Origin of the sequence: Pseudomonas citronellolis (assembly GCF_001586155.1) — a bacterium.
Lineage (GTDB): Bacteria > Pseudomonadota > Gammaproteobacteria > Pseudomonadales > Pseudomonadaceae > Pseudomonas > Pseudomonas citronellolis.
The window spans coordinates 158,097-182,554 of record NZ_CP014158.1; the positions used below are offsets into that span (position 1 = coordinate 158,097).

The window sequence follows — 24,458 nt, forward strand, 5'->3', positions numbered from 1 at the left end:
CTCCTCAGCACTCGATGATGCTGACGGCCAGGCCGCCGCGGGAGGTTTCCTTGTACTTGTCGTGCATGTCGGCGCCGGTGTCGCGCATGGTGCGGATCGCCTGGTCGAGGCTGATGAAATGCTGGCCGTCACCGCGCAGGGCCATCTGCGCGGCGTTGATGGCCTTCACCGCGGCGATGGCGTTGCGCTCGATGCAGGGCACCTGGACCAGGCCGCCGACCGGGTCGCAGGTCAGGCCCAGGTTGTGCTCCAGGCCGATCTCGGCGGCGTTCTCGACCTGCTCGGGGCTGGCGCCGAGCACTTCGGCCAGGCCGGCGGCGGCCATGGCGCAGGCCGAGCCGACCTCGCCCTGGCAACCGACTTCGGCGCCGGAGATGGAGGCGTTCTTCTTGCACAGGATGCCCACCGCGGCGGCGGCGAGGAAGAAGTCCACCACGTCCTGCTCGCTGGCATCGGGGTTGAAGCGCATGTAGTAGTGCAGCACCGCCGGGACGATGCCGGCCGCGCCGTTGGTGGGCGCGGTGACCATGCGCCCGCCGGCGGCGTTCTCCTCGTTCACCGCCAGGGCGTAGAGGTTGACCCACTCCATGGCGCTGAGGGTGGAGCCGATGACGTTGGGCTTGCCGATCTCCAGCAGGTTGCGGTGCAGGCGGGCGGCGCGGCGCTGCACGTTGAGGCCGCCGGGGAGGATGCCCTCGGCCTTGAGGCCGTTGTTCACGCAGTCCTGCATGGCGCGCCAGATGCGCATCAGGCCGTCGCGGGTGTCGGTGTCGCTGCGCCACATGCGCTCGTTGGCCAGCATCAGCTGGGACACGCGCAGGTTGTGGCGGCGGCACAGCTGCAGTAGCTCGGCGGCGCTGTTGAAGTCGTAGGGCAGGCGGGTGGCGTCCTGGTCGAGGGAGCCGGTGGCGGCCTGCTCGGCATCGACGACGAAGCCGCCGCCGATGGAGTAATAGGTGTCGGCATACAGCTCGGCATCGCCCTCGTAGGCGACCAGGCTCATGGCATTGGGGTGGTAGGGCAGGTTCTCCTCCAGCAGGCGCATGTCGCGGACCCAGTCGAAGGCAATGCGCCGCTCGCCGGCCAGGATCAGTTCGCCGCTGCCGAGCAGTTCGGCCATGCGCGGGGCGATCTGGCTGGGCTCGATGCGGTCGGGCCACTCGCCCATCAGGCCCATGATCACGGCGCGGTCGGTGCCGTGGCCGACGCCGGTGGCGGAGAGCGAACCGTAGAGCTTCACTTCGACGCGGTCGACGCGGGGCAGCAACTGGCGCTCGCGTAGGGCGCCGACGAACAGGGCGGCGGCGCGCATGGGGCCAACGGTATGCGAGCTGGAAGGGCCGATACCGATCTTGAACAGGTCGAACACACTGATGGCCATGCCGGGGGCTCCTCGAATGGCGATGCCGCTGCCGCCGATTCTCGGCTGCCTGGCCGGGGAAAAGATGTCCGCTCCCGACCTGAAAATGCACCTGGCTGCCACCGGGCCACTGCTGCGCGCCGCGCCGCCCGCGGCTAGAATGCCGCCACTGTCAAACCCGAGGACGCCATGAAACGCTCCCTGATCCTGCTCAGCGCCCTGATGCTCGGCGCGACCCTCCACGGCTGCGGCGGTGGCGACGACAAGGCCAAGGCCGAGAAGGCCGCGGCCGCCGCGGTGCCGGCCGACAGCTGCACCGGCCACCCGCTGGAAAAGGCCCTGCCGCCGAGCAAGGAAATGTACGGCTACCCGTTCATCTCCCGCGAATGCGGCTACAACGACGCCAAGCTGGTGTACGGCACCGCCGACGGCAGCCGCCACCTGGAGATCAGCCTGATCGACACCGGCATGCCGGCGCCGGCCCAGGATGCCAATAGCGAGCAGGCCATCGCCTACCGTGGTGCGCAGGACAAGCTGCGCGACATGACGCATTCCAGCCTGACGCTGCTGAACAAGACTCGCGAGACTGCGATCAAGAATGGCACCGCCGACAAGTTCGGTGGCGAGGACTACCTGCCGGTGATCGACACCTCCCGCATGGGGGATCCCCTGGGCATAGTCGCGCCGGCCAAGGGCGAGGCGGGTGAGTCCAGCCTGACCGGGCTGATCAAGGGGCGCTATGTGCTGACACTGAGCAGCCCGGACAAGCCCAATGGCGGCAGCACCCAGTCCATGCGGCAGTTGTTCGTGCCTATCGTCGAGCAGATGAAGTTGACGGCGTTGCCCTGATCGACTGCCTGGGCTCCCGGCCACGCCGGAGGCCCAGGTGGCACGAATGGCCCCATTCGCGAGCCGTCGTAGGATGGCGTTGAGCGAAGCGATACCCATCACCGCAACCGCATGGGTTTCGCCAAGGCTCAACCCATCCTACGAAAAGCACCCCGGCGTAGCCGGCAAGACTGTTGCTCCTACAAAAGCTGCGATTTCGCTACGCTGCCTGTGGATGACTTTTATCTTCCCGAGGCAGCTTTCGATGTTCGACATTTCCCAGCAATTCGCCAGCGACAACTATTCCGGCATCTGCCCGGAAGCCTGGGCCGCCATGGCCGAGGCCAACCGCGGCCATGAGCGGGCCTACGGCGACGACCAGTGGACGGCGCGCGCCTCCGACCACTTCCGCGAGCTGTTCGAGACCGATTGCGAGGTGTTCTTCGCCTTCAACGGCACCGCCGCCAACTCCCTGGCCCTGGCCGCCCTGTGCCAGAGCTACCACAGCGTGATCTGCGCCGAGACCGCCCACGTCGAGACCGACGAGTGCGGCGCCCCGGAGTTCTTCTCCAACGGCTCCAAGCTGCTGCTGGCGCGTACCGACGAGCAGGGCAAGCTGACCCCCGCTGCTATTCGCGAAATCGCCCTGAAGCGCCAGGACATCCACTATCCCAAGCCACGGGTAGTGACCCTCACCCAGGCCACCGAGGTCGGTACCGTCTACCGCCCGGACGAACTGGGCGCGCTGAGCGCCACCTGCCGCGAGCTGGGCCTGCACCTGCACATGGACGGCGCGCGCTTCTCCAATGCCTGCGCCTTCCTCGGCGCCACCCCGGCGGAGCTGACCTGGAAGGCCGGCGTCGAGGTGCTGTGCTTCGGCGGCACCAAGAACGGCATGGCGGTGGGCGAGGCCATCCTGTTCTTCGACCGCGAACTGGCCGAAGGCTTCGACTACCGCTGCAAGCAGGCCGGCCAGCTGGCCTCGAAGATGCGCTTCCTCGCCGCGCCCTGGGTCGGCGTGCTGCAGGACGACGCCTGGCTGCACTACGCCAACCACGCCAACCAGTGCGCGCGCCTGCTGGCGCAGCGGGTGGCCGACGTGCCGGGCGTGCAGCTGATGTTCCCGGTGGAGGCCAACGGGGTGTTCCTGCAGATGTCCGAGCCGGCCCTGGAAGCCCTGCGCCAGCGCGGCTGGCGCTTCTACACCTTCATCGGCGCCGGCGGCGCGCGCTTCATGTGCTCCTGGGACACCGAGCTGGAGCGTGTCGAGGCCCTGGCGCAGGACATTCGCCAGGTAATGGGCGCCGTCGCCTGAGTTGTCCACCGAATCTGTCGAAAACCCTGTGCGCAGCCTGTGGCCGGGCTGTGCGCAGGAGGCTGGCATATCGTGTGCGGACCATGGCGGCGGAGCATTCGTCACCGTAGCCCTGGGTCTGGCCATACTGGCTGAACATCGTGGTATCCGTGCGGCGCACATTTGCGACACGCCTGTCGCTGACGAAACGGCGTACTTGCGAATCGGATGCACCTGGCATTGGCGAGGGGAGCTATTTGACAAGGTACATGGGTTCCCAATGATGGAGTCCTGCCATGTCCAAGCCTGCTGCCCGCCAGACCGACATCGATGCCTGCCCGTTACCAGGGCATGGCTCCAATCCCACTGTCACGGGCTCACCCGACGTACTGATCAATGGCCTGCCGGCGCTGCGCGTTGGCGACAGCAGTGCCTGCGGCGACGTGGTTGTCGAGGGGATGACCAGCATCCTGGTCAATGGCCGACCGCTCGCCTTCCAGGGAAGCACTACCACCCATGGCGGCGTGATCATTTCCGGATCTGGCGATGTGCTCATTGGTAACCAGCACACGCCGGCGCCTTTCGTGCCGCCGGCGCCCATGCCCAATACCTTTCAGGACAGGTTTCAGCTGGTCTGTTCGCAGACCGGTGAACCGCTGCCCCATTACCCCTACGTCATTCGTCGTGCCAATGGCGCAATGGAGAAGGGCGTATCCGATGACCAAGGATTCACCCACCTGGTCAGATGCGTGGGCGAAGCGGAGAAGGTCCAGATTCTCGCGGGAGGTGACGCATGAGCGGCGAGGCCGATGCCGCTCTTAAAGCGCCCGGGGTCGCCGATACACGAGAACTGACCCCGGCGGCAGACCAGGCGGTGAAAAAGATTCCGGTGGTCGTGAAAACGGCGGTGGTGTTTTTTATCGGTGGTGCGGCGGACAGGGAGTCCTATTACTTCCAGGGGCCGAACGACAACGTCGATGAGGCCAAGAAGATACTGGATGCCGATTTTGAAATGCAGAAGCAGGCAGGCGCGTACGCCTCCTATCATGTGGGCTACAGCGACGTGCGAGGCGGCAGGGACATCAGAAAGTACGTGCTGAGCAGGATTGTCTCCAAGGCCATGCCCGTCTACCTGGTGGGGCATAGTCTGGGTGGCTGGAACGGCGCACACCTTTCGCAGATTCTCAGCGACAAGGGCTACAAGGTGAAGGCGCTGATAACGCTCGACCCGGTCGGGGAGGGTTCCATTGTCTGGGTGGGTTCGGACATCTACATGAACAAGCCAACGCCGCAGGCCGAATTCTGGATCAATGTTCGCGCCAATGCCGAGAGTCCGGACGCGTCGGACCGCGTTGCCGAATTCGGTGAGCGCTGGATTCCCCAGGGTGCCAACATCAGTGTTGTAGCGAACATCCACCACGCCAATGCCGGCCGGATGTTCACGGTCATGATGCCGCAGGGCTTCTCGCCCTATGACTATCTCAGGCGCTCCATCCAGGGGTACCTGGCGAAATGAACAAGGTGCGGGTGTTCGCTTCGCTGCTTATCGTCTCGCTCTGTTCGGCCTGCATGAGAGACCATCACCAGCCGATCGCCAACCTGGCCTACCTTCGTTCGCAACCGGTGGAAGGTCGTATCAGCTTCCATCTTTACTTCGCCTCCGATCTGGATCTCGACGAGGTCTATTCCCATCTGGAGGGGAGCGGCAAGATCGGGCAGCGGCTTTACTGCTCCCTCGAGCGTGAGCCGCAGTTCAGCATGGGCCATGTGATCCCGGCGTTCGGCGAGGGTACCGTCGAACGCATTGGCCAGGGCGGCGGCCGTTATCTCTATCTCTCCAGCCTGCACTTCGCGGAAACCAGTGACGAGGGCCGGTCGGATCGATTCATTGACCAGCGGCGTTTCAAGGAGATTCTTGCCGGGCGTAGGAACGTCCCATGCAAGGTGGTGATGACTGCCTACGGCTACAAGGCCTATTTCTCCAACATCCTCCTGCTGCCTGCAGATGACCTGCTGCCCATGCTGCCGGAGCAATGACGAGCCCGCGGGGCGACGCAGTGCCTCCCTTTGGCGCCTCCATACCTGCATCGGCGCCTGCGGCGTGTTCCTGGGACACCGAGCTGGAGCGTGTCGAGGCCCTGGCGCAGGACATTCGCCAGGTGATGGGCGCCGCTACCTGAGTTGTCCACCGAATCTGTCGAAAACCCTGTGCGCAGCCTGTGGCCGGGCTGTGCGCAGGCGGCTGGCGGGCGCATGGCTGCTGGGCCGGGCCAGGGCGCTCGGGGTTTGTCCGGCGGGCTGGATTCTGCCCCCGGAATCTGTTGGCCTTGCTGTGGATAAAGTGTGAATGAATACCTTCGCGCCAGGCCTGGCGTGGCCTGCGCGCGGCTGTACGTTTTTTGTCCTGATTTTTCCTGCATGCCTTGATTTTCAAGCACTTGCCTTGGTCCATCGCTAGCCGGCGAGTTGCCCACAATGGCTGTGGAGCGAGGCGCGGGAAAGCTGTGGAAAAGCTGTCGGTGAATGGCTGCGCGAGCGAAACGGCGAGGGCTGCCGGGTATTGCTGGTTTTTTCGCCAATGGCCCTGTTCGAGGGCGCTGCGGAAAAAACCGGCGGCCAATCGTCGCGGACTGTCCACGGCTTCTGTTGAACGGCTTGTGACAAAGCTGTGGATAAACTGCTGCTGGACAGGCGTCCCGGGGCTTGCGCAGGACTGCCCAAAAAATCGTCAGCGTTGCGCTGAAGGGCCCGTGGCGCAAGGCCTTCCGGCATCCTTGGAGCGTTCCCGAACTGTCCACAATGGCTGTGGAGGCGACCTTCAGCAAGCTGTGGAAAAGCTGTGGTGAAACGACTGTGATAGGCATGCCCGCTGGCCTCGTGGCGGCTGGCTGTTTTTTGCCCAGAGAGTCCCGAGGTGCTACCTATACTTCCCGTTACCCTGCCTGGGAGGTGCCCCATGTCGAACTACTCGGTCGAACAGATCCGCACGGTCGCCCTGGTCGGCCATGGCGACAGCGGCAAGACCCTGCTCGCCGAAGCCCTGCTGCAGCGCAGCGGCGCCATTCCCGCGATGGGTTCGCTGGAGCGCGGCGACACCCTGTGCGACGCCGACCCGCTGGAGCGCGACTACCACCATTCGCTGTCCGCCGCCCTGGCGCACTTCGAGCACGAGGGCGCGCACGTCCAGCTCATCGATACCCCCGGCCTGCCCGACTTCATCGGCCACGCGCTGCCGGCCCTGGCGGCGGTGGACGCCGCGCTGGTGGTGGTCAATGCGCAGAACGGCATCGAGCTGAACACCCACCGCATGATGGACTGGGCCGCCGAGCGCGGGCTGTGCCGGATGCTGGTGGTGAACAAGATCGACGCCGAGCGCGTCGACCTGCCGACGCTGCTGGCCGACCTGCGCGAAGCCTTCGGCAAGGAAGTGCTGCCGCTGAACCTGCCGGCCGGCGGTGCGACGCGGGTGGCCGACTGCTTCTTCGCGCCCGCCGGCGAGGCGGACTTCTCCTCGGTGGAGGAGGCGCACCAGGCGCTGGTCGACCAGGTCGTGGAGGTCGACGAGGAGCTGATGGCGCGCTACCTGGAGCAGGGCTCGATTCAGCCGGAGGAACTGCACGAACCCTTCGAGCGGGCCCTGCGCGAAGGCCACCTGATTCCCCTGTGCTTCGTCTCGGCGCGCACCGGCGCCGGCGTCGACGAGCTGCTGGCGGCGCTGGCGCGGCTGGCGCCCAACCCCGCCGAAGGCAACCCGCCGCTATTCGAGCGGCTGGACGAGCAGAGCGGCGCCAGGCCCTTTCGCTCGCAGCCGGACCCCGAGGCCCACGTGCTGGCCCATGTGTTCAAGGTGGTGATCGACCCCTTCGTCGGCCGCCTGGCGGTGTTCCGCGTGCACCAGGGCACCGTGCGCCGCGACATGCAGCTGTTCGCCGGGGACGGCCGCAAGCCGTTCAAGGTCGGCCACCTGCTGCGCCTGCAGGGCAAGCGCCACGAGGAGGTGCCGCAACTGATCCCCGGCGACTTCGGTGCGCTGACCAAGGTCGAGGAGCTGGAGTTCGACGTGGTCCTGCACGACTCCCACGACGAGGACCACATCCGCCTGGCGCCGCTGGACTTCCCCACGCCCATGCAGGGCCTGGCCATCGAGGCCGGCCGCCGCGGCGACGAACAGCGCCTGGCCGAAGTGATGCAGCGCCTGCTGGCCGAGGACCCCTGCGTGCGCCTGGACTACAACGCCTCCACCCAGGAAACCGTGCTGCGCGGCATGGGCGAACTGCACCTGCGCTACCTGCTGGAGCGCCTGACCGGCAGCTACAAGCTGGAAGTGAACACCCGAGCGCCCAGCGTGCCCTACCGCGAGACGGCGACGCGCCCGGCCGAGGGCCATTGCCGGCACAAGAAGCAGACCGGCGGCGCCGGCCAGTTCGGCGAGGTGTTCCTGCGCGTGGAGCCGCTGCCGCGCGGGGCCGGTTTCGAGTTCGTCGACGCCATCAAGGGCGGGGTGATCCCGGGGCAGTTCATCCCCTCGGTGGAGAAGGGCGTGCGCGCGGCGCTGGCCGCCGGGCCCCTGGCCGGCTTCCCGGTGGAGGATGTGAAGGTCACGGTGTTCGACGGCAAGAGCCACTCGGTGGACTCCAAGGACATCGCCTTCCAGGCCGCCGGGCGCAAGGCCATGCTCGACGCCCTGCGCAACGCCGGGGGGCTGGTGCTGGAGCCGGTGGTGAACATCGCGGTGACGGCGCCGGAGGCGCGCCTGGGCGACATCACCGCCGACCTCACCGGCCGCCGCGGCCAGGTGCTGGGCACCGAGCCGCTGTCGGCCCGCGCCACCCTGGTGCGCGGCCAGGTGCCGCTGGCGGAGCTGGAGGGCTACGCCAACCGGCTGAAGGCGATCACCGCCGGGCAGGGCTTCTTCACCCTGGAGGCCAGCCACTACAACCCCGTGCCGCAGGACGTGCAGCAGCGCCTGGCCAGTGGGTACAAGGCGGTGCAGGAAGAAGACTGAGGAGGCCGGGTCCTGGCTGCGCCGGAGCGCTCTTACGAGAAGCCGTGTCCGCCCGGCGTGGCAGGAGCAACTGTCTTGCGCCGAGGTGCTCTTCGTAGGATGGATTGAGCTTGTGAAACCCATGCGGTTGCGCTGATGGGTATCGCTTCGCTCAACGCCATCCTACGAAAAGCCGTGCTTCCTGGAATCGTAGGAGATTTATCCGCGATGCCCTGTGCGTGGGCTCGGCCTATCGCTCCAGGCGCATCAATTCAGATGCAGTTCCACCCCGAAGCGCCGCGACAGGCACGGCCACTGCTTCCAGGCGGTGACCGTCTGCGGGTCGCTCAGGCGGGCGCGGTAGGCTTGCGCCGCCGGGCTGGCGAAGACGCTGTCGTCGAGCATCGAGTCCACCGCGTGGTGCACGGCCTCGTCCAGCTGGTTGGCGAAGGGCTCGCCGATCAGCTGGTGCGCCACCAGGTTGGCCACGGTGGTGTCCAGCGGGATCAGCGGCTGGCCGAAGTGGGCGATGTAGCGGTCGTTCACTTCCTCCACCAGGCGGTGCGCCAGGTAGGCCTCGTCGAGCAGCGCGTCCAGGCCGTCGTGGCCGGCCAGCAGGTCCGGCGGGGTCAGGAAGAAGTGCTCGGCGACCTTCAGCACCGGCTTGATCCTTTCCTCTATGCCGGCGTTGCGCGCCACGCTGGTGGCGGCTTCGAGGAACTCGGGGACCTGCTCGATATAGGCATGGACGAAGCGGGTGAGCACCTGGACGGCATCGTCGCCGCTCAGGTTGATGCTCGGGTGCAGGCCCGCCATCTGGCTGTGGATGAGCCGCGCCAGGTGCCCGTTGCGCGCCTCGAGCCGGTGGGCCTGCTGAATCAGTTCGCGCAGTGCTGCGATATTCATGACAACTCCAAGACAACTCGATTTGGAAAGTGAAGAAAGACCTTAGCCGGGCGGGTCGGCGAGCTAAGACGCGATCGTCATAATCACGCAACCTTTATGAGGTTCGGGCATATCAAGCCGCCACCATGGTAGCGCAAAGCCGCAGGCGGCGTGGGTTTGAGAGCACCTTTCGCAATTGCGGAGGAGTTTTTTGCGCTGCGTTGTTATGTCGCAACCCCTGGCTATACTCCGATTCGACACACCTGAACCTGATGAACCCGGCCTGCCTTGCACGTGCCGAGGCTCGGCGGTCAAAGTTTGCTGTCTTGGCGGTCGCTCCCTTGGCCGCTGGCGTTTGCCGGCGGGATAAGAACAACGATAAGGGGAACCCGAATGCTGCGACATCCGCGTACCTGGATGGGCTTGCTGTCGCTCCTCGTGTTTACTCCGGCGCACGCCGCCTGGACGGTGAACATGACCCCGGGGGCGACCGAGGTCAGCCGTAACGTGTTCGACCTGCACATGACCATTTTCTGGATCTGTGTGGTCATCGGCATCATCGTCTTCGGTGCCATGTTCTGGTCGATGATCGTCCACCGCCGTTCCACCGGCCAGCAGCCGGCGCATTTCCACGAGAGTACCGCAGTGGAAATCCTCTGGACCGTGGTGCCGTTCCTGATTCTGGTGGTGATGGCCATTCCCGCCACGCGCACCCTGATCCACATGTACGACACCTCCGAGCCGGAGCTGGACGTGCAGATCACCGGCTACCAGTGGAAGTGGCAGTACAAGTACCTGGGCCAGGACGTGGAGTTCTTCAGCAACCTGGCCACCAGCCAGGAGCAGATCCACAACAGGGATCCCAAGGACGAGCACTACCTGCTGGAAGTGGACAACCCGCTGGTGCTGCCGGCCGGGGTCAAGGTGCGCTTCCTGGTGACTTCCAGCGACGTCATCCACTCCTGGTGGGTGCCGGCCTTCGCGGTCAAGCGCGACGCCATCCCCGGCTTCGTCAACGAGGCCTGGACCAGGATCGACGAGCCCGGCGTCTACCGCGGCCAGTGCGCCGAGCTGTGCGGCAAGGACCACGGCTTCATGCCCATCGTGGTCGACGTGAAGGCCAAGCCGGACTTCGACAAGTGGCTGGCCGAGCGCAAGGAAGAGGCGGCCAAGCTCAAGGAGCTGACCAGCAAGGAGTGGACCAAGGAAGAACTCGTCGCCCGTGGCGACAAGGTCTACCACACCATCTGCGCCGCCTGCCACCAGCCCGAAGGCCAGGGCATGCCGCCGATGTTCCCGGCGCTCAAGGGCTCGAAGATCGTCACCGGGCCCAAGGAGCACCATCTGGAAACCGTGTTCAACGGCGTTCCGGGCACGGCCATGGCGGCCTTCGGCAAGCAGCTCTCGGAAGTGGACATCGCCGCGGTGATCACCTTCGAGCGCAACAGCTGGGGCAACAACGACGGCGACATGGTCACTCCGCAAGACGTAGTGGCCTACAAGCAGAAGCAAAAATAACGAGGAGCCTGCGATGAGCGCTGTGATCGACCATCCCGAGCATTCGCACGCCGGCGAGCACCACCATGGCCCGGCCAAGGGCCTGATGCGCTGGGTCCTGACCACCAACCACAAGGACATCGGCACCCTGTACCTGTGGTTCAGCTTCTGCGCCTTCCTCCTCGGCGGCTCCTTCGCCATGGTGATCCGCGCCGAGCTGTTCCAGCCGGGGCTGCAGATCGTCGAGCCGGCCTTCTTCAACCAGATGACCACCATGCACGGCCTGGTGATGGTGTTCGGCGCGGTGATGCCGGCCTTCGTCGGCCTGGCCAACTGGATGGTGCCGCTGATGATAGGCGCGCCGGACATGGCCCTGCCGCGCATGAACAACTTCAGCTTCTGGCTGCTGCCGGCGGCCTTCGGCCTGCTGGTCAGCACCCTGTTCATGCCCGGCGGCGGCCCCAACTTCGGCTGGACCTTCTACGCCCCGCTGTCCACCACCTTCGCCCCGCACAGCGTGACCTTCTTCATCTTCGCCCTGCACATGATGGGGATGAGCTCGATCATGGGCGCGATCAACGTGATCGCCACCATCCTCAACCTGCGCGCCCCGGGCATGACGCTGATGAAGATGCCGCTGTTCGTCTGGACCTGGCTGATCACCGCCTTCCTGCTGATCGCGGTGATGCCGGTGCTGGCCGGCTGCGTGACCATGATGCTGATGGACATCCACTTCGGCACCAGCTTCTTCAGCGCGGCCGGCGGCGGCGACCCGGTGCTGTTCCAGCACGTGTTCTGGTTCTTCGGCCACCCCGAGGTGTACATCATGATCCTGCCGGCCTTCGGCGCGGTCAGCGCGATCATCCCGGCGTTCAGCCGCAAGCCGCTGTTCGGCTACACCTCGATGGTCTACGCCACCGCCTCGATCGCCTTCCTCTCGTTCATCGTCTGGGCGCACCACATGTTCGTGGTCGGCATCCCGCTGGTGGGCGAACTGTTCTTCATGTACGCCACCATGCTGATCGCCGTGCCCACCGGGGTGAAGGTGTTCAACTGGGCCTCGACCATGTGGCAGGGCTCGCTGACCTTCGAGGCGCCGATGCTGTTCGCCGTGGCCTTCGTCATCCTCTTCACCATCGGCGGCTTCTCCGGGCTGATGCTGGCCATCGCCCCGGCGGACTTCCAGTACCAGGACACCTACTTCGTGGTGGCGCACTTCCATTACGTGCTGGTGCCCGGGGCGATCTTCGGCATCTTCGCCTCGGTGTACTACTGGATACCCAAGTGGACCGGGCACATGTACGACGAGACCCTGGCCAAGCTGCACTTCTGGCTGAGCTTCATCGGCATGAACATGGCCTTCTTCCCCATGCACTTCCTGGGGCTGGCCGGCATGCCGCGGCGGATTCCGGACTACAACCTGCAGTTCGCCAACTTCAACATGGTCTCGTCCATCGGCGCCTTCCTGTTCGGCACCACCCAGCTGCTGTTCCTGTTCATCGTCATCAAGACCATCCGCGGCGGCAAGCCGGCCCCGGCCAAGCCCTGGGACGGCGCCGAAGGCCTGGAGTGGACGGTGCCCTCGCCGGCGCCCTACCACACCTTCAGCACCCCGCCGGAAGTGAAATGAACCGGCATCCGCGGGAACGGCCCTGGCCGTTCCCGCAGGAGGGATAGAACATGAGCGACGGCAATATCGAGACGCGCAAGCTGGTCACCCGCCTGCTGGTGGTGGTGGTGGCCATGTTCGCCTTCGGCTTCGCCCTGGTGCCGATCTACAACGTCATGTGCAAGGCCCTGGGCATCAACGGCAAGACTTCAGGCAGCGCCTACCAGGGCGGCCTCCAGCAGGTGGACATGGCGCGCCAGGTGAAGGTGGACTTCGTGGCCAACAACAACATCGACATGGTCTGGGAATTCCGCCCCGAGAGCGAAATGATCGTGGTGCACCCCGGGGCGGTGAACCAGATGCTGTTCGTCGCGCAGAACCCCACCGACAAGCCGATGACCGCCCAGGCCATCCCCAGCATCGCGCCCTCCACGGCCGCGCGCTACTTCCACAAGACCGAGTGCTTCTGCTTCACCCAGCAGGTCCTGCAGCCCGGCGAGCGCATCGAGATGCCGGTGCGCTTCATCGTCGACCGCGACCTGCCGGCGGACGTCCACCGCATCACTCTCGCCTACACGCTGTTCGACATCACCGCACGCAAGCCACCGGTGGCCAGCAACGACCGCTGACCGGCCCAGGAGAACAAGAATGGCAACCCACGATCCTTACTACGTTCCCGCCCAGAGCAAATGGCCGATCATCGCCACCATCGGCCTGCTCACCACGCTGTTCGGCGTCGGCACCTGGATGAACGACTACAGCGCCGGCAAGGAGGCTTCCCACGGGCCCTGGATCCTCTTCGCCGGCGGGCTGATCGTCGCCTACATGCTGTTCGGCTGGTTCGGCAACGTGATCAAGGAGAGCCGCTCCGGGCTCTACAGCCCGCAGATGGACCGCTCGTTCCGCTGGGGCATGAGCTGGTTCATCTTCTCCGAGGTGATGTTCTTCGCCGCCTTCTTCGGTGCGCTCTTCTACATCCGCCACTTCGCCGGGCCCTGGCTGGGCGGCGAGGGCCACAAGGGCATCGCCCACATGCTCTGGCCGCAGTTCCAGTACACCTGGCCGCTGCTGAGCAACCCGGACAACAAGCTGTTCCCGCCGCCCAAGGAAGTCATCGAGCCGTGGAAGCTGCCGCTGATCAACACCATCCTGCTGGTCACCTCCAGCTTCACCGTGACCTTCGCCCACCACGCGCTGAAGAAGAACCACCGCGGCCCGCTGAAGCTTTGGCTGGCGATCACCGTGGCGCTGGGCGTGGCCTTCCTGTTCCTGCAGGCCCACGAGTACCACGAGGCCTATAGCGAACTGGGCCTGACCCTCGGCTCGGGCATCTACGGCACCACCTTCTTCATGCTCACCGGCTTCCACGGCGCCCACGTGACCATAGGCGCGCTGATGCTGAGCATCATGCTGATCCGCATCCTGCGCGGGCACTTCGACGCCGAGCACCACTTCGGTTTCGAGGCGGCCAGCTGGTACTGGCACTTCGTCGACGTGGTGTGGATCGGGCTGTTCATCTTCGTCTACGTGCTTTGAGGAGGCACGCCCTGTAGGAGCGAGCTTGCTCGCGAGCCAGCCCCGCTGCGGAGTCGTTCGCGAGCAAGCTCGCTCCTACGAAGAGCAAGAGCAGGAAGTCAGAAAGTAGCGGAAGTGACCAACTGCCCGGAGTAGAAGCCCCAGGCGACCAGGGCGAGGGTGAGGGCGGCGAGGATGACCCGCACGGTAAGGGCGTTGACCACACGGGAACCGTGGCCCTCGTCCTTGACCAGGAAGAACAACCCGCTGAACAGGCTGGCCACGGTGGCCAGCAGCAGAACGACGATCGCGGCCTTGAGCATGACCTGGCTCCGATTGCTGAGGGGGTAACTTGCAGTATAGCCAGCACGCCATCGACTCCCGCCCGCGCCACGGCGTGGCGGCGGTCTTCCGGCCGGGCCTGGCGCCGACCCTGGTGGTCCTGGCGCTGCTCCCGCTGCTGGTCGCCCTGGGCTGCTGGCAGCTTTCCCGCGCCGCCGAGAAACGCGTGCTGCTGGCCGCCGCCGAAGCGCGCCGCGAAGCCGCGCCCATCCCCGCCGCGCAGCTCGAACGCCTGGCCAACCCCGCCTACGTGCGGGTGCGCTTGCAGGGCCGCCTGGACGCCGAACATACCCTGCTGCTGGACAACCGCACCCGCGACGGCGCCGCCGGCGTCGAGGTGCTGCAGCCCTTCCACGACAAGGCCAGCGGCCTCTGGCTGCTGGTCAACCGCGGCTGGTTGCCCTGGCCCAACCGCAGCGTGCCGCCGGCCTTCGACACGCCCGCCGGCGACCTGCTGCTCGACGCCTGGGCCTACGTCCCGCCGCCCGGCGGCCTGCAGCTGGCCGATGTGCGGCAGCAGGCCTGGCCGCAACTGATCACCCGCGTCGACCCGGACGCCACCTGGCAGGCCCTGGACCGCAACGGCCTGGCCCTGGAGCTGCGCCTGGAACCGGGCGACGCCGCCTTCGAGACCAACTGGCCGGTGGTCGCCATGGCCCCCGAACGCCACACCGGCTACGCCGTGCAGTGGTTCGCCATGGCCACCGCCCTGTTCGCCCTCTACCTCTATCTCGGCATCCGCCGCGCACGGGAGAAGCCCGCCCATGACCAGCCTGACCCTCGATGAAACCCAGCTGCGCCGCCGCAACCGCGGGCGCCTGCAACTGCTGCTGATCCTCGCCGTGGTATTCGGCCCGATGCTGCTGGCCACCGGCATGTACAAGTTCCGCTTCTGGGTGCCGGAAAGCCGCAGCTACCACGGCGAGCTGATCGCCAACGGCAGCACGCCCGCCGACCTGGGCGTGCAGGCCGACGCCGCGAGCGACCGCTGGCAACTGCTGGTCACCGCCCCCGCCGCCTGCGCCGCCGACTGCCAGCAACTGGTGTACCTGGCGCGGCAGATCAACATCGGCCTGAACCGCGACGCCAACCGCGCCGAGCATGCCCTGGCCGCCGCCCAGGCGCTGCCGGCGGACTTCCAGGCGCAGCTGGACAAGGACTACCCGCGCCTGAAGCGCTACGCCCTGCAGCCGGCCGCCGGCGAGCAGGCACCGCAGCTGTGGATAGTCGACCCCCACGGCAACCTGGTGCTGCGCTACGCCGCCGGCGCCAACGGCAAGCAGATCCTCGGTGACCTGCAACTGCTGCTGAAGCTCTCCCACATCGGCTGAGCGCAGGCCACGACAACAACAAGAACGGGGGCTGTGCATGACGAACACACCGCGTAAACCCGGCTTCTACGTCGCCGCCTTCGCCACCGCCCTGGCGCTGGTGGTGGTGCTGCTCGGCGCCTACACCCGGCTCACCCACGCCGGCCTGGGCTGCCCGGACTGGCCCGGCTGCTACGGCTTCATCCACGTGCCCAGCAGTGAGGCGCAGCTGGCCCACGCCGAGCAGCACTTCCCCGAGGCCCCGGTGGAAGCGCAGAAGGGCTGGAACGAGATGATCCACCGCTACTTCGCCGGCACCCTGGGCCTGCTCATCGCTGGCCTTGCGGTACACGCCCTGCTGCGCCGCGGCCGCGACGGCCAGCCGCTGCGCCTGCCGTTGCTGTTGCTGGGCGTGGTGATCGCCCAGGCCGCCTTCGGCATGTGGACGGTGACCCTCAAGCTGTGGCCGCAGGTGGTCACCGCGCACCTGCTCGGCGGCTTCACCACCCTGTCGCTGCTGTTCCTCCTCGCCCTGCGCCTGTCCGGCGCCGTGCAACCGCTGCAACGCGCCGGCGCGCCACGCCGCCTGGCGGCCTTGGCCCTGGCCCTGGTGGTGCTGCAGATCGCCCTGGGCGGCTGGGTGAGCAGCAACTACGCGGCGGTGGCCTGCATCGACCTGCCCATGTGCCACGGCCAGTGGTGGCCGCAGATGGACTTCGCCAACGGCTTCCACCTGACCCAGCACATCGGCCCCAACTACCTGGGCGGGCAGCTCGACAGCGACGCCCGCACGGCCATCCACATGACCCACCGCATGGGCGCCTTCTGCGTGGTGGCGGTGCTGCTGGTGCTGGCCTGGCGCATGCAGCGCGTCGGCCTGATCTACCCCACCGCGCTGATGCTGCTGGCGCTGTCGCTGCAGGTCGGCCTGGGCATCAGCAACGTGCTGCTGCACCTGCCGCTGCCGGTGGCGGTGGCGCACAACGGCGGCGGCGCCTGCCTGCTGCTGAGCCTGGTGCTGGTCAACTACCGCCTGCGCGCGCCGGTCCGCGTCGCCAAGGTCGCTGCGGCCGGCAGAGCGCGCACACTGCCGGCGCTGGAGCGGCCGGTGGCCTATCCCTCGCAAGGCTGAACCCCCTTCAACGAACGGAGAGTCGAACATGGCCAGCGTACTGAGCGGCACCCGCAGCCAACCCGGCTGGCGCGATTACCTGGAGCTGACCAAGCCCAAGGTGGTCCTGCTGATGCTGATCACCTCGCTGATCGGCATGCTGCTGGCCACCCGCAGCGGCGTGCCCTGGACGGTGCTGCTGTTCGGCAACCTGGGCATCGGCCTGTGCGCCGGCGCGGCGGCGGCGGTGAACCACGTGGTGGACCGGCGCATCGACTCGATCATGGCGCGCACCCACCGCCGCCCGCTGGTGGAGGGGCGGCTCTCGCCCAGCGTGGCCCTGGGCTTCGCCCTGCTCCTGGCGCTGGCCGGGATGAGCCTGCTGCTGACCTTCACCAACGCCCTCACCGCCTGGCTGACGCTGGCCTCGCTGCTGGGCTACGCGGCGCTCTACACGGGCTTCCTCAAGCGCGCCACGCCACAGAACATCGTGATCGGCGGCCTGGCCGGCGCCGCCCCGCCGATGCTCGGCTGGGTGGCGGTGACCGGGCACCTGTCGGCCGAGCCGCTGCTGCTGGTGCTGATCATCTTCGCCTGGACGCCGCCGCACTTCTGGGCCCTGTGCCTGCACCGCAAGGACGAGTACGCCAAGGCCGAGATCCCGATGCTGCCGGTGACCCACGGCGAGCGCTACACCAAGCTGCACATCCTGCTCTACAGCCTGGTGCTGTTCGCCGTGAGCCTGATGCCCTTCGCCATCCACATGAGCGGCCTGGTCTACCTGCTCGCCGCGCTGGCCCTGGGCGCGCGCTTCCTCGACTGGGCCTGGGCGCTGTACCGTGACAGCAGGCCCCATGCGGCCATCGGTACCTTCAAGTACTCTATCGCCTACCTGTTCCTGCTGTTCATCGCCCTGCTGGTGGACCATTACCTGCCCATCCACATGGCGCTGTAACAACCGGGTTCGCGAGCATTTCCGGGAAGCACGGCTTTTCGTAGGATGGCGTTGAGCGAAGCGATACCCATCAGCACGACCGTATGGGTATCGCAAGCTCAACCCATCCTACGAAGAGCATCTCGGCGCATGACAGTTGCTCCTACGAAAAGCCCCCGCAGGACCGACCTGCAGGAGCGAGGGCGCGCCTAGCCCTTGCTCGCGAACGCCCCTCGACCTCTCCCGACCACGAGAACCCCATGTCCCGAGTCAACAAGACCGTCCTCATCCTGGTAGCCATAGTCGCCGTCATCCTCGGCCTCACCGTGCAGAAGGTGCTCACCGAGAAACACCGCCTCGACCCCGCCGCGCTGCTCGACGCCGGCATCGTGCTGCTGCCGCAGAGCCGCGAGGTGCCGGCGCTGACCTTCCAGGACCAGGACGGCAAGCCGTTCGACACCGCCAGCCTCAAGGGCCGCTGGAGCCTGCTGTTCTTCGGCTACACCTTCTGCCCGGACGTCTGCCCCACCACCCTGGCGCAGCTGCGCGAACTGCAGGGCAAGCTGAGCCCGGAAGCGCGCGCGCAGCTGCAGGTGGTGTTCGTCAGCGTCGACCCGCACCGCGACACCCCGGCGCGCCTGAAGGAGTACCTGGGCTTCTTCAACGCCGGCTTCCAGGGCCTGGTGGGCAGCGACGAGGCCATCCAGAAGCTGGCCAACGCCATGAGCATCCCCTACATCCCGGCCGACACCAGCAAGCCCAACTACACCGTCGACCACAGCGGCAACCTGGTCATCATCGGCCCGGACGGCACCCAGCACGGCTTCATCCGCGCGCCGCTGAACAACGCCAAGCTCGCCGAACAGCTGCCCAAGGTGCTCGCCGACCAGGGCTGAGCCATTCGCCGGCGCGCAGCCGGCCCATTCACCGCGCTGCTTTGTCGCAGCCAGGCAACGGCCACCCTCGGGTGGCCGTTCTTTTTTTTCATCACCCGCCTGCACAGCCTTGGACTAGTCTGTTTTTCAAGGTCTGCCCCGACGCCTGCCCGAAAGCCAGGAAACATGCGCCGTGAGGCTGTCGCCAGGGATTTTCTGACTCTGTAGTCAATGTAAAAAATCTGCTACGGAATTCCAGGCATCAGTGATCACTCATATTTCGGATTAAAAACATTAATTAACACCTATAGATACGCCTGAGGCAGGATTGACGGGCCTCTCACCGGGTTGCCGGGGGTTCTGATGAGCAAACATTCACACCAGGGATAGCGTTTTCCCCGGGTCACAATAGGCAATTAGGCTAAAAGCCAGGGCGCACGCGCCCCTTGCCGGGACGGGGGAACTACGGGTCCCAACGTGACTTGTAGTCCTTTTTCAGTACTACTTCAGAACTTCTTGCCGACCCAGTGGCTCGATTGCACAATGCCGACGCCCAGCGGGTTCTGGACCCGCCCTTATCGCGGCATGCGTTGCCAGTTCGACAACCCGGCCGCCTTCCGGCGCCGGACTACTCAAGGATCACGCAGGAGATTTGTGAGTGCAGATCGGTGTCCCTCTCGAGACCCATGCCGGTGAAACACGGGTCGCCGCCACCGCTGAAACCATCAAGAAACTGGTTGGCCAAGGCCACCAGGTGATCGTTCAGAGTGGCGCCGGTATCAATGCCTGTCAGCCGGACAGCGCCTACGAGGCCGCCGGGGCGAAGATCGGCTCCGCCGCCGACGCCCTGGGCGCCGAACTGGTGCTCAAGGTGGTCGCCCCCAGCGCCGAGGAACTGGCGCAGATGAAGCCGGGCGCCGTGCTGATCGGCATGCTCAACCCCTTCGACAACGACAACATCGCGCGCATGGCCGAACGCGGCATCACCGCCTTCGCCCTGGAAGCCGCCCCGCGCACCTCGCGGGCGCAGAGCCTCGACGTGCTGTCGTCCCAGGCCAACATCGCCGGCTACAAGGCGGTGATGCTCGCGGCCAACCACTACCCGCGCTTCATGCCCATGCTGATGACCGCCGCCGGCACCGTTAAGGCCGCCCGCGTGCTGATCCTCGGCGCCGGTGTCGCCGGCCTGCAGGCCATCGCCACGGCCAAGCGCCTGGGCGCGGTGATCGAGGCCTCGGACGTGCGTCCGGCGGTGAAGGAGCAGATCGAATCCCTCGGCGCCAAGTTCGTCGACGTGCCCTACGAGACCGACGAAGAGCGCGAGTGCGCCGAAGGCGTCGGCGGCTACGCCCGCCCCATGCCGGCCTCGTGGATGGAGCGCCAGGCCAAGGCGGTGCACGAGCGCGCCAAGCAGGCCGACATCGTCATCACCACCGCGCTGATCCCGGGCCGCAAGGCGCCGACGCTGCTGCACGAAGCCACCGTGCAGGAGATGAAACCGGGCTCGGTGGTCATCGACCTGGCCGCGGCCCAAGGCGGCAACTGCCCGCTGACCGAAGCCGGGCAGGTGGTGGTCAAGCACGGCGTGACCCTGGTCGGCCACACCAACCTGGCCGCCATGGTCCCGGCGGACGCCTCGGCCCTGTATGCGCGCAACCTGCTCGACTTCCTCAAGCTGACCCTCTGCGCCGAAGGCTTCAAGGTCAACCTGGAAGACGACATCGTCGCCGCCTGCCTGATGTGCCGCGACGGCCAGGCCGTGCGCAAGAACGGCTGAGCCCTCCTTAATAAAGAAGAACCCGCCGGGCTTCTGCCCGGCCTAGAGACCGGTGAAAGACGATGGAAGAAATGCTGATCTCCCACGGGATCTACAACCTGATCATCTTCGTGCTGGCCGTGTACGTCGGCTACCACGTGGTATGGAACGTCACCCCCGCCCTGCACACCCCGCTGATGGCGGTGACCAACGCCATCTCGGCGATCGTCATCGTCGGCGCCATGCTGGCCGCCGCCCTGACCGTCACCCCGCTGGGCAAGATCATGGGCACCCTGGCCGTGGCCCTGGCCGCGGTCAACGTGTTCGGTGGCTTCCTGGTCACCCGCCGCATGCTGGAAATGTTCAAGAAGAAAGCGCCGAAAGCGCCGGCGGAGAAGCACTGACCATGAGCATGAACCTCGTCACTCTCCTTTACCTGATCGCCTCGGTCTGCTTCATCCAGGCCCTGAAGGGCCTGTCGCACCCGACCAGCTCGCGGCGCGGCAACCTGTTCGGCATGGTCGGCATGGCCATCGCCGTGCTCACCACCGTGGGCCTGGTGTTCAAGCTCGGCGCGCAACTGGCCGAGGGCGGCAACGCCGCCGCCGGCATCGGCTACATCCTGGTCGGCCTGCTGATCGGCGGCAGCGCCGGTTCGATCATGGCCAAGCGCGTCGAAATGACCAAGATGCCCGAGCTGGTCGCCTTCATGCACAGCATGATCGGCCTGGCCGCGGTGTTCATCGCCATCGCCGCCGTGGTCGAGCCGCAGTCGCTGGGCATCGTCCAGCACCTGGGCGACACCATCCCCACCGGCAACCGCCTGGAGCTGTTCCTCGGCGCGGCCATCGGCGCCATCACCTTCTCCGGTTCGGTGATCGCCTTCGGCAAGCTGTCGGGCAAGTACAAGTTCCGCCTGTTCCAGGGCGCACCGGTACAGTTCGCCGGCCAGCACATGCTCAACCTGGTGCTGGGCCTGGCTACCCTGGGCCTGGGTCTGGTGTTCATGTTCACCGGCAACCTCGCCGCCTTCGCCCTGATGCTGGCCCTGGCCTTCATCCTCGGCGTGCTGATCATCATCCCCATCGGCGGCGCCGACATGCCGGTGGTGGTGTCGATGCTCAACTCCTACTCCGGCTGGGCCGCGGCGGGCATCGGCTTCTCGCTGAACAACTCGATGCTGATCATCGCCGGCTCCCTGGTGGGCTCCTCGGGCGCGATCCTCTCGTACATCATGTGCAAGGCGATGAACCGCTCGTTCTTCAACGTCATCCTCGGTGGTTTCGGCGCCAGCGCCGACGACGCCGGCCCGGCTGGCGCCAAGGAAGCCCGCCCGGTGAAATCCGGTTCGGCCGACGACGCTTCCTTCCTGCTGACCAACGCCGACAGCGTGATCATCGTCCCCGGCTACGGCCTGGCGGTGGCCCGCGCCCAGCACGCGCTGATGGAACTGGCGGAGAAGCTGACCCACCGCGGCGTCACCGTGAAGTTCGCCATCCACCCGGTCGCCGGCCGTATGCCCGGCCACATGAACGTGCTGCTGGCCGAGGCCGAGGTGCCTTACGAGCAGGTGTTCGAGATGGAGGACATCAACTCCGAGTTCGGCCAGACCGACGTGGTGCTGGTGCTCGGCGCCAACGACGTGGTCAACCCGGCGGCGAAGAACGATCCGAAGTCGCCGATCGCCGGCATGCCGATCCTCGAGGCCTACAAGGCCAAGACCGTGATCGTCAACAAGCGCTCGATGGCCAGCGGCTACGCCGGCCTGGACAACGAACTGTTCTACCTGGACAAGACCATGATGGTCTTCGGCGACGCCAAGAAAGTCATCGAAGACATGGTCAAGGCCGTCGAATAACGACAGCCGTCGATCCACAAGACACCGGCCGCGCGCCGGTGTCTTGCTTTGCCGCAAAGGAAAACCCTCTGGACTTTGGTAGTAAGGAAGGCGGTGGCGGGGTGATTTTTCGACCTTGGTATAAGGGCGAAAAATCGCCGAATCCCTAGACTGGCCGCCTTGCACTCCCTATAAAGCCTGAGGTTTTTCCATGTACCGTGATCGCGTGCGCCTGCCTTCCCTGCTCGAGAAGGTGATGACTGCTGACCAGGCCGCAGCCCTGATCCAGGACGGCATGACCGTCGGCATGAGCGGCTTCACCCGCGCCGGCGAAGCCAAGGCCGTGCCGGAGGCCCTGGCCCAGCGCGCCAAGCAGCAGCCGCTGAAGATCAGCCTGATGACCGGCGCGAGCCTGGGCAACGACCTCGACAAGCACCTGACCGAGGCCGGCGTGCTGGCCCGGCGCATGCCCTTCCAGGTCGACAGCACCCTGCGCAAGGCGATCAACGACGGCTCGGTGATGTTCATCGACCAGCACCTGTCGGAAACCGTCGAACAGCTGCGCAACCACCAGCTCAAGCTGCCGGACATCGCGGTGATCGAAGCCGTGGCCATCACCGAGCAAGGCCACATCGTGCCGACCACCTCCGTGGGCAACTCGGCGAGCTTCGCGATCTTCGCCAAGCAGGTGATCGTCGAGATCAACCTGGCGCACAACACCAACCTGGAAGGCCTGCACGACATCTACATCCCGACCTACCGGCCGACCCGCACGCCCATCCCGCTGACCAAGGTCGACGATCGCATCGGCAGCACCGCCATCCCGATCCCGCCGGAGAAGATCGTCGCCATCGTCATCAACAACCAGCCCGACTCGCCCTCCACCGTGCTGCCGCCGGACAGCGAGACCCAGGCCATCGCCAACCACCTGATCGACTTCTTCAAGCGCGAAGTGGACGCCGGCCGCCTGGCGAAGAACCTCGCGCCGCTGCAGGCGGGCATCGGCAGCATCGCCAACGCGGTGATGTGCGGCCTGATGGAATCGCCCTTCGAAGACCTGACCATGTACTCCGAAGTGCTGCAGGACTCCACCTTCGACCTGATGGACTCGGGCAAGCTACGCTTCGCCTCGGGCAGCTCCATCACCTTGTCGAGCCGCCGCAACGCCGACGTCTTCGGCAACCTGGAGCGCTACAAGGACAAGCTGGTGCTGCGCCCGCAGGAAATCTCCAACCACCCCGAGGTGGTGCGTCGCCTGGGCATCATCGGCATCAACACGGCGCTGGAGTTCGACATCTACGGCAACGTCAACTCCACTCACGTCGGCGGCACGAAGATGATGAACGGCATCGGCGGCTCGGGCGACTTCGCCCGCAACGCCCACCTGGCCATCTTCGTCACCAAGTCCATCGCCAAGGGCGGCAACATCTCCAGCGTGGTGCCCATGGTCAGCCACGTCGACCACACCGAGCACGACGTCGACATCCTGGTCACCGAACAGGGCCTGGCCGACCTGCGCGGCCTGGCGCCGCGCGAGCGCGCCCGGGTGATCATCGAGAACTGCGTGCACCCGTCCTACCGCGATGCCCTGGCCGGCTACTTCGAGGCCGCCTGCCAGCGCGGCGGGCACACCCCGCACCTCCTGCGCGAAGCCATGAACTGGCACATCAACCTGGAAGAACGCGGCCACATGCTCGCCGCCAGCTGATCCGGCGTGCCTGGCGGGCCATTCCACAAAGAATGGCCCGCCAGGCTGGACAGTCGGAAAAAAACCACGTAAAAACACTTCCGAACAGTTTTTTATCCCACAGCGACTGTTCCGCTTCTCCTACTGCCATCCCCGGCAGGCCTGCTGAAAATCCTCAATCCCCCGCCGCCTGTGCACCACAATGGAGCGCAGCGGTACAGTTCGCCCCAAAATCGCCATTACAGTTCGCTGAAACAATTCGCTGACGCTATTTAATTCAAGGCAACTGTACCTATCGCGGCTGACCAAAAAGTCAGAAGATACTCCTCAACAACTTCCGCAACCCCACTACCCGCCAAAAGCGGGAAGGACGAAAATCATGGAACGTACCCTCGGTTCCGCCACTGTCAGCAACATCCGTTCTTCCTCCACCGCCCACCGCAGCCTGGTCGGCACCGTCCGCCTGTGGCAGCGCCGCATCGAGAGCCGCCGCCAACTGGCCCGCCTCGACTCGCGCCTGCTGGCCGACGCCGGCATCAGCGAAGCCCAGCGCTACGCCGAGCTGAACAAGCCGTTCTGGAAGTAAGCGGAAGCGCTGAACTGTCAGGCGGTAGATAGACAGTTCGAAACTGTA

At 66.0% G+C, this 24,458-nt stretch carries 23 protein-coding genes; 20 read left to right on the plus strand and 3 right to left on the minus strand.

Annotated elements, in window-relative coordinates; all coding sequences use genetic code 11:
* Positions 1-4 precede the first annotated feature (4 nt).
* Entirely contained in the window at positions 5-1,381 is a 1,377-nt protein-coding gene (locus PcP3B5_RS00705) for an L-serine ammonia-lyase (protein WP_061560315.1), read from the minus strand.
* Between the two features lie 168 nt (positions 1,382-1,549).
* Between PcP3B5_RS00705 and PcP3B5_RS00710 the strand changes: the two genes are divergently transcribed.
* The 6 genes from PcP3B5_RS00710 (at position 1,550) to fusA (ending at position 8,487) form a co-directional block, all read left to right on the plus strand.
* Positions 1,550-2,209, plus strand: coding sequence for a hypothetical protein (locus tag PcP3B5_RS00710; protein WP_061560316.1), 660 nt, complete (start codon positions 1,550-1,552; stop codon positions 2,207-2,209).
* Positions 2,210-2,453: 244 nt separating this feature from the next.
* On the plus strand, positions 2,454-3,503 hold the full coding sequence (locus PcP3B5_RS00715) for a threonine aldolase family protein (RefSeq protein WP_009614677.1): 1,050 nt from the start codon (positions 2,454-2,456) through the stop codon (positions 3,501-3,503).
* A gap of 275 nt (positions 3,504-3,778) precedes the next feature.
* A complete protein-coding gene (locus tag PcP3B5_RS00720) occupies positions 3,779-4,279 on the plus strand; it encodes a PAAR domain-containing protein (RefSeq protein ID WP_061560317.1) in 501 nt (166 codons plus the stop codon).
* Complete coding sequence (locus PcP3B5_RS00725) at positions 4,276-4,998, plus strand: alpha/beta hydrolase (protein ID WP_061560318.1); 723 nt, start codon at positions 4,276-4,278, stop codon at positions 4,996-4,998. Before PcP3B5_RS00720 ends, PcP3B5_RS00725 begins: the two co-directional genes overlap by 4 nt.
* A complete protein-coding gene (locus PcP3B5_RS00730) occupies positions 4,995-5,519 on the plus strand; it encodes a hypothetical protein (RefSeq protein ID WP_043269966.1) in 525 nt (174 codons plus the stop codon). Before PcP3B5_RS00725 ends, PcP3B5_RS00730 begins: the two co-directional genes overlap by 4 nt.
* Positions 5,520-6,438: 919 nt before the next feature.
* On the plus strand, positions 6,439-8,487 hold the full coding sequence (fusA, locus tag PcP3B5_RS00735; protein WP_061560319.1) for an elongation factor G: 2,049 nt from the start codon (positions 6,439-6,441) through the stop codon (positions 8,485-8,487).
* Between the two features lie 246 nt (positions 8,488-8,733).
* On the opposite strand, the gene PcP3B5_RS00740 is transcribed toward fusA, so the two are convergent.
* Positions 8,734-9,372, minus strand: a complete 639-nt coding sequence (locus PcP3B5_RS00740; protein WP_009614683.1) for a hypothetical protein — start codon at positions 9,370-9,372, stop codon at positions 8,734-8,736.
* Between the two features lie 372 nt (positions 9,373-9,744).
* On the opposite strand from PcP3B5_RS00740, the gene coxB reads away from it, so the two are divergent.
* Genes coxB through PcP3B5_RS00760 form a run of 4 tightly spaced genes read left to right on the plus strand, consistent with a single transcriptional unit; the run spans position 9,745 to position 13,993 of the window.
* Positions 9,745-10,869 carry a cytochrome c oxidase subunit II gene (gene coxB, locus PcP3B5_RS00745; protein ID WP_061560320.1) on the plus strand — a complete coding sequence of 375 codons (1,125 nt, stop codon included), beginning with the start codon at positions 9,745-9,747 and terminating at the stop codon, positions 10,867-10,869.
* A 13-nt stretch (positions 10,870-10,882) separates the two neighbouring features.
* Positions 10,883-12,478 carry a cytochrome c oxidase subunit I gene (gene ctaD / locus PcP3B5_RS00750; protein ID WP_009614691.1) on the plus strand — a complete coding sequence of 532 codons (1,596 nt, stop codon included), beginning with the start codon at positions 10,883-10,885 and terminating at the stop codon, positions 12,476-12,478.
* 50 nt (positions 12,479-12,528) lie between these two features.
* A complete protein-coding gene (locus tag PcP3B5_RS00755) occupies positions 12,529-13,086 on the plus strand; it encodes a cytochrome c oxidase assembly protein (RefSeq protein ID WP_043269958.1) in 558 nt (185 codons plus the stop codon).
* Between the two features lie 19 nt (positions 13,087-13,105).
* A complete protein-coding gene (locus tag PcP3B5_RS00760) occupies positions 13,106-13,993 on the plus strand; it encodes a cytochrome c oxidase subunit 3 (RefSeq protein WP_043269956.1) in 888 nt (295 codons plus the stop codon).
* A 98-nt stretch (positions 13,994-14,091) separates the two neighbouring features.
* On the opposite strand, the gene PcP3B5_RS00765 is transcribed toward PcP3B5_RS00760, so the two are convergent.
* Entirely contained in the window at positions 14,092-14,295 is a 204-nt protein-coding gene (locus PcP3B5_RS00765) for a twin transmembrane helix small protein (protein ID WP_009614697.1), read from the minus strand.
* 29 nt (positions 14,296-14,324) lie between these two features.
* Here PcP3B5_RS00765 and PcP3B5_RS00770 point away from each other — a divergent pair, with 29 nt between their 5' ends.
* The 10 genes from PcP3B5_RS00770 to PcP3B5_RS00815 all read left to right on the plus strand — a co-directional run bounded on the left by PcP3B5_RS00770 (position 14,325) and on the right by PcP3B5_RS00815 (position 24,410).
* Entirely contained in the window at positions 14,325-15,101 is a 777-nt protein-coding gene (locus PcP3B5_RS00770; protein WP_043269955.1) for an SURF1 family protein, read from the plus strand.
* Entirely contained in the window at positions 15,079-15,645 is a 567-nt protein-coding gene (locus PcP3B5_RS00775) for a hypothetical protein (protein ID WP_009614702.1), read from the plus strand. Before PcP3B5_RS00770 ends, PcP3B5_RS00775 begins: the two co-directional genes overlap by 23 nt.
* Before the next feature lie 37 nt (positions 15,646-15,682).
* Positions 15,683-16,756, plus strand: a complete 1,074-nt coding sequence (locus PcP3B5_RS00780; protein ID WP_061560321.1) for a COX15/CtaA family protein — start codon at positions 15,683-15,685, stop codon at positions 16,754-16,756.
* 28 nt (positions 16,757-16,784) lie between these two features.
* A complete protein-coding gene (gene cyoE, locus PcP3B5_RS00785) occupies positions 16,785-17,690 on the plus strand; it encodes a heme o synthase (RefSeq protein ID WP_043269951.1) in 906 nt (301 codons plus the stop codon).
* Positions 17,691-17,929: 239 nt separating this feature from the next.
* Positions 17,930-18,565, plus strand: a complete 636-nt coding sequence (locus PcP3B5_RS00790) for an SCO family protein (protein WP_061560322.1) — start codon at positions 17,930-17,932, stop codon at positions 18,563-18,565.
* Between the two features lie 637 nt (positions 18,566-19,202).
* Positions 19,203-20,321 (plus strand): Re/Si-specific NAD(P)(+) transhydrogenase subunit alpha, encoded by a 1,119-nt coding sequence (locus PcP3B5_RS00795; protein ID WP_061560323.1) that lies wholly within the window; start codon positions 19,203-19,205, stop codon positions 20,319-20,321.
* Positions 20,322-20,383: 62 nt separating this feature from the next.
* Positions 20,384-20,704 (plus strand): NAD(P) transhydrogenase subunit alpha part 2, encoded by a 321-nt coding sequence (locus tag PcP3B5_RS00800; RefSeq protein ID WP_009614711.1) that lies wholly within the window; start codon positions 20,384-20,386, stop codon positions 20,702-20,704.
* Positions 20,705-20,706: 2 nt separating this feature from the next.
* Positions 20,707-22,158, plus strand: a complete 1,452-nt coding sequence (locus PcP3B5_RS00805; protein ID WP_043318501.1) for an NAD(P)(+) transhydrogenase (Re/Si-specific) subunit beta — start codon at positions 20,707-20,709, stop codon at positions 22,156-22,158.
* Positions 22,159-22,348: 190 nt separating this feature from the next.
* Positions 22,349-23,845 carry an acetyl-CoA hydrolase/transferase family protein gene (locus PcP3B5_RS00810; protein ID WP_061560324.1) on the plus strand — a complete coding sequence of 499 codons (1,497 nt, stop codon included), beginning with the start codon at positions 22,349-22,351 and terminating at the stop codon, positions 23,843-23,845.
* A 358-nt stretch (positions 23,846-24,203) separates the two neighbouring features.
* On the plus strand, positions 24,204-24,410 hold the full coding sequence (locus PcP3B5_RS00815; protein WP_009614715.1) for a DUF1127 domain-containing protein: 207 nt from the start codon (positions 24,204-24,206) through the stop codon (positions 24,408-24,410).
* Positions 24,411-24,458 lie beyond the last annotated feature (48 nt).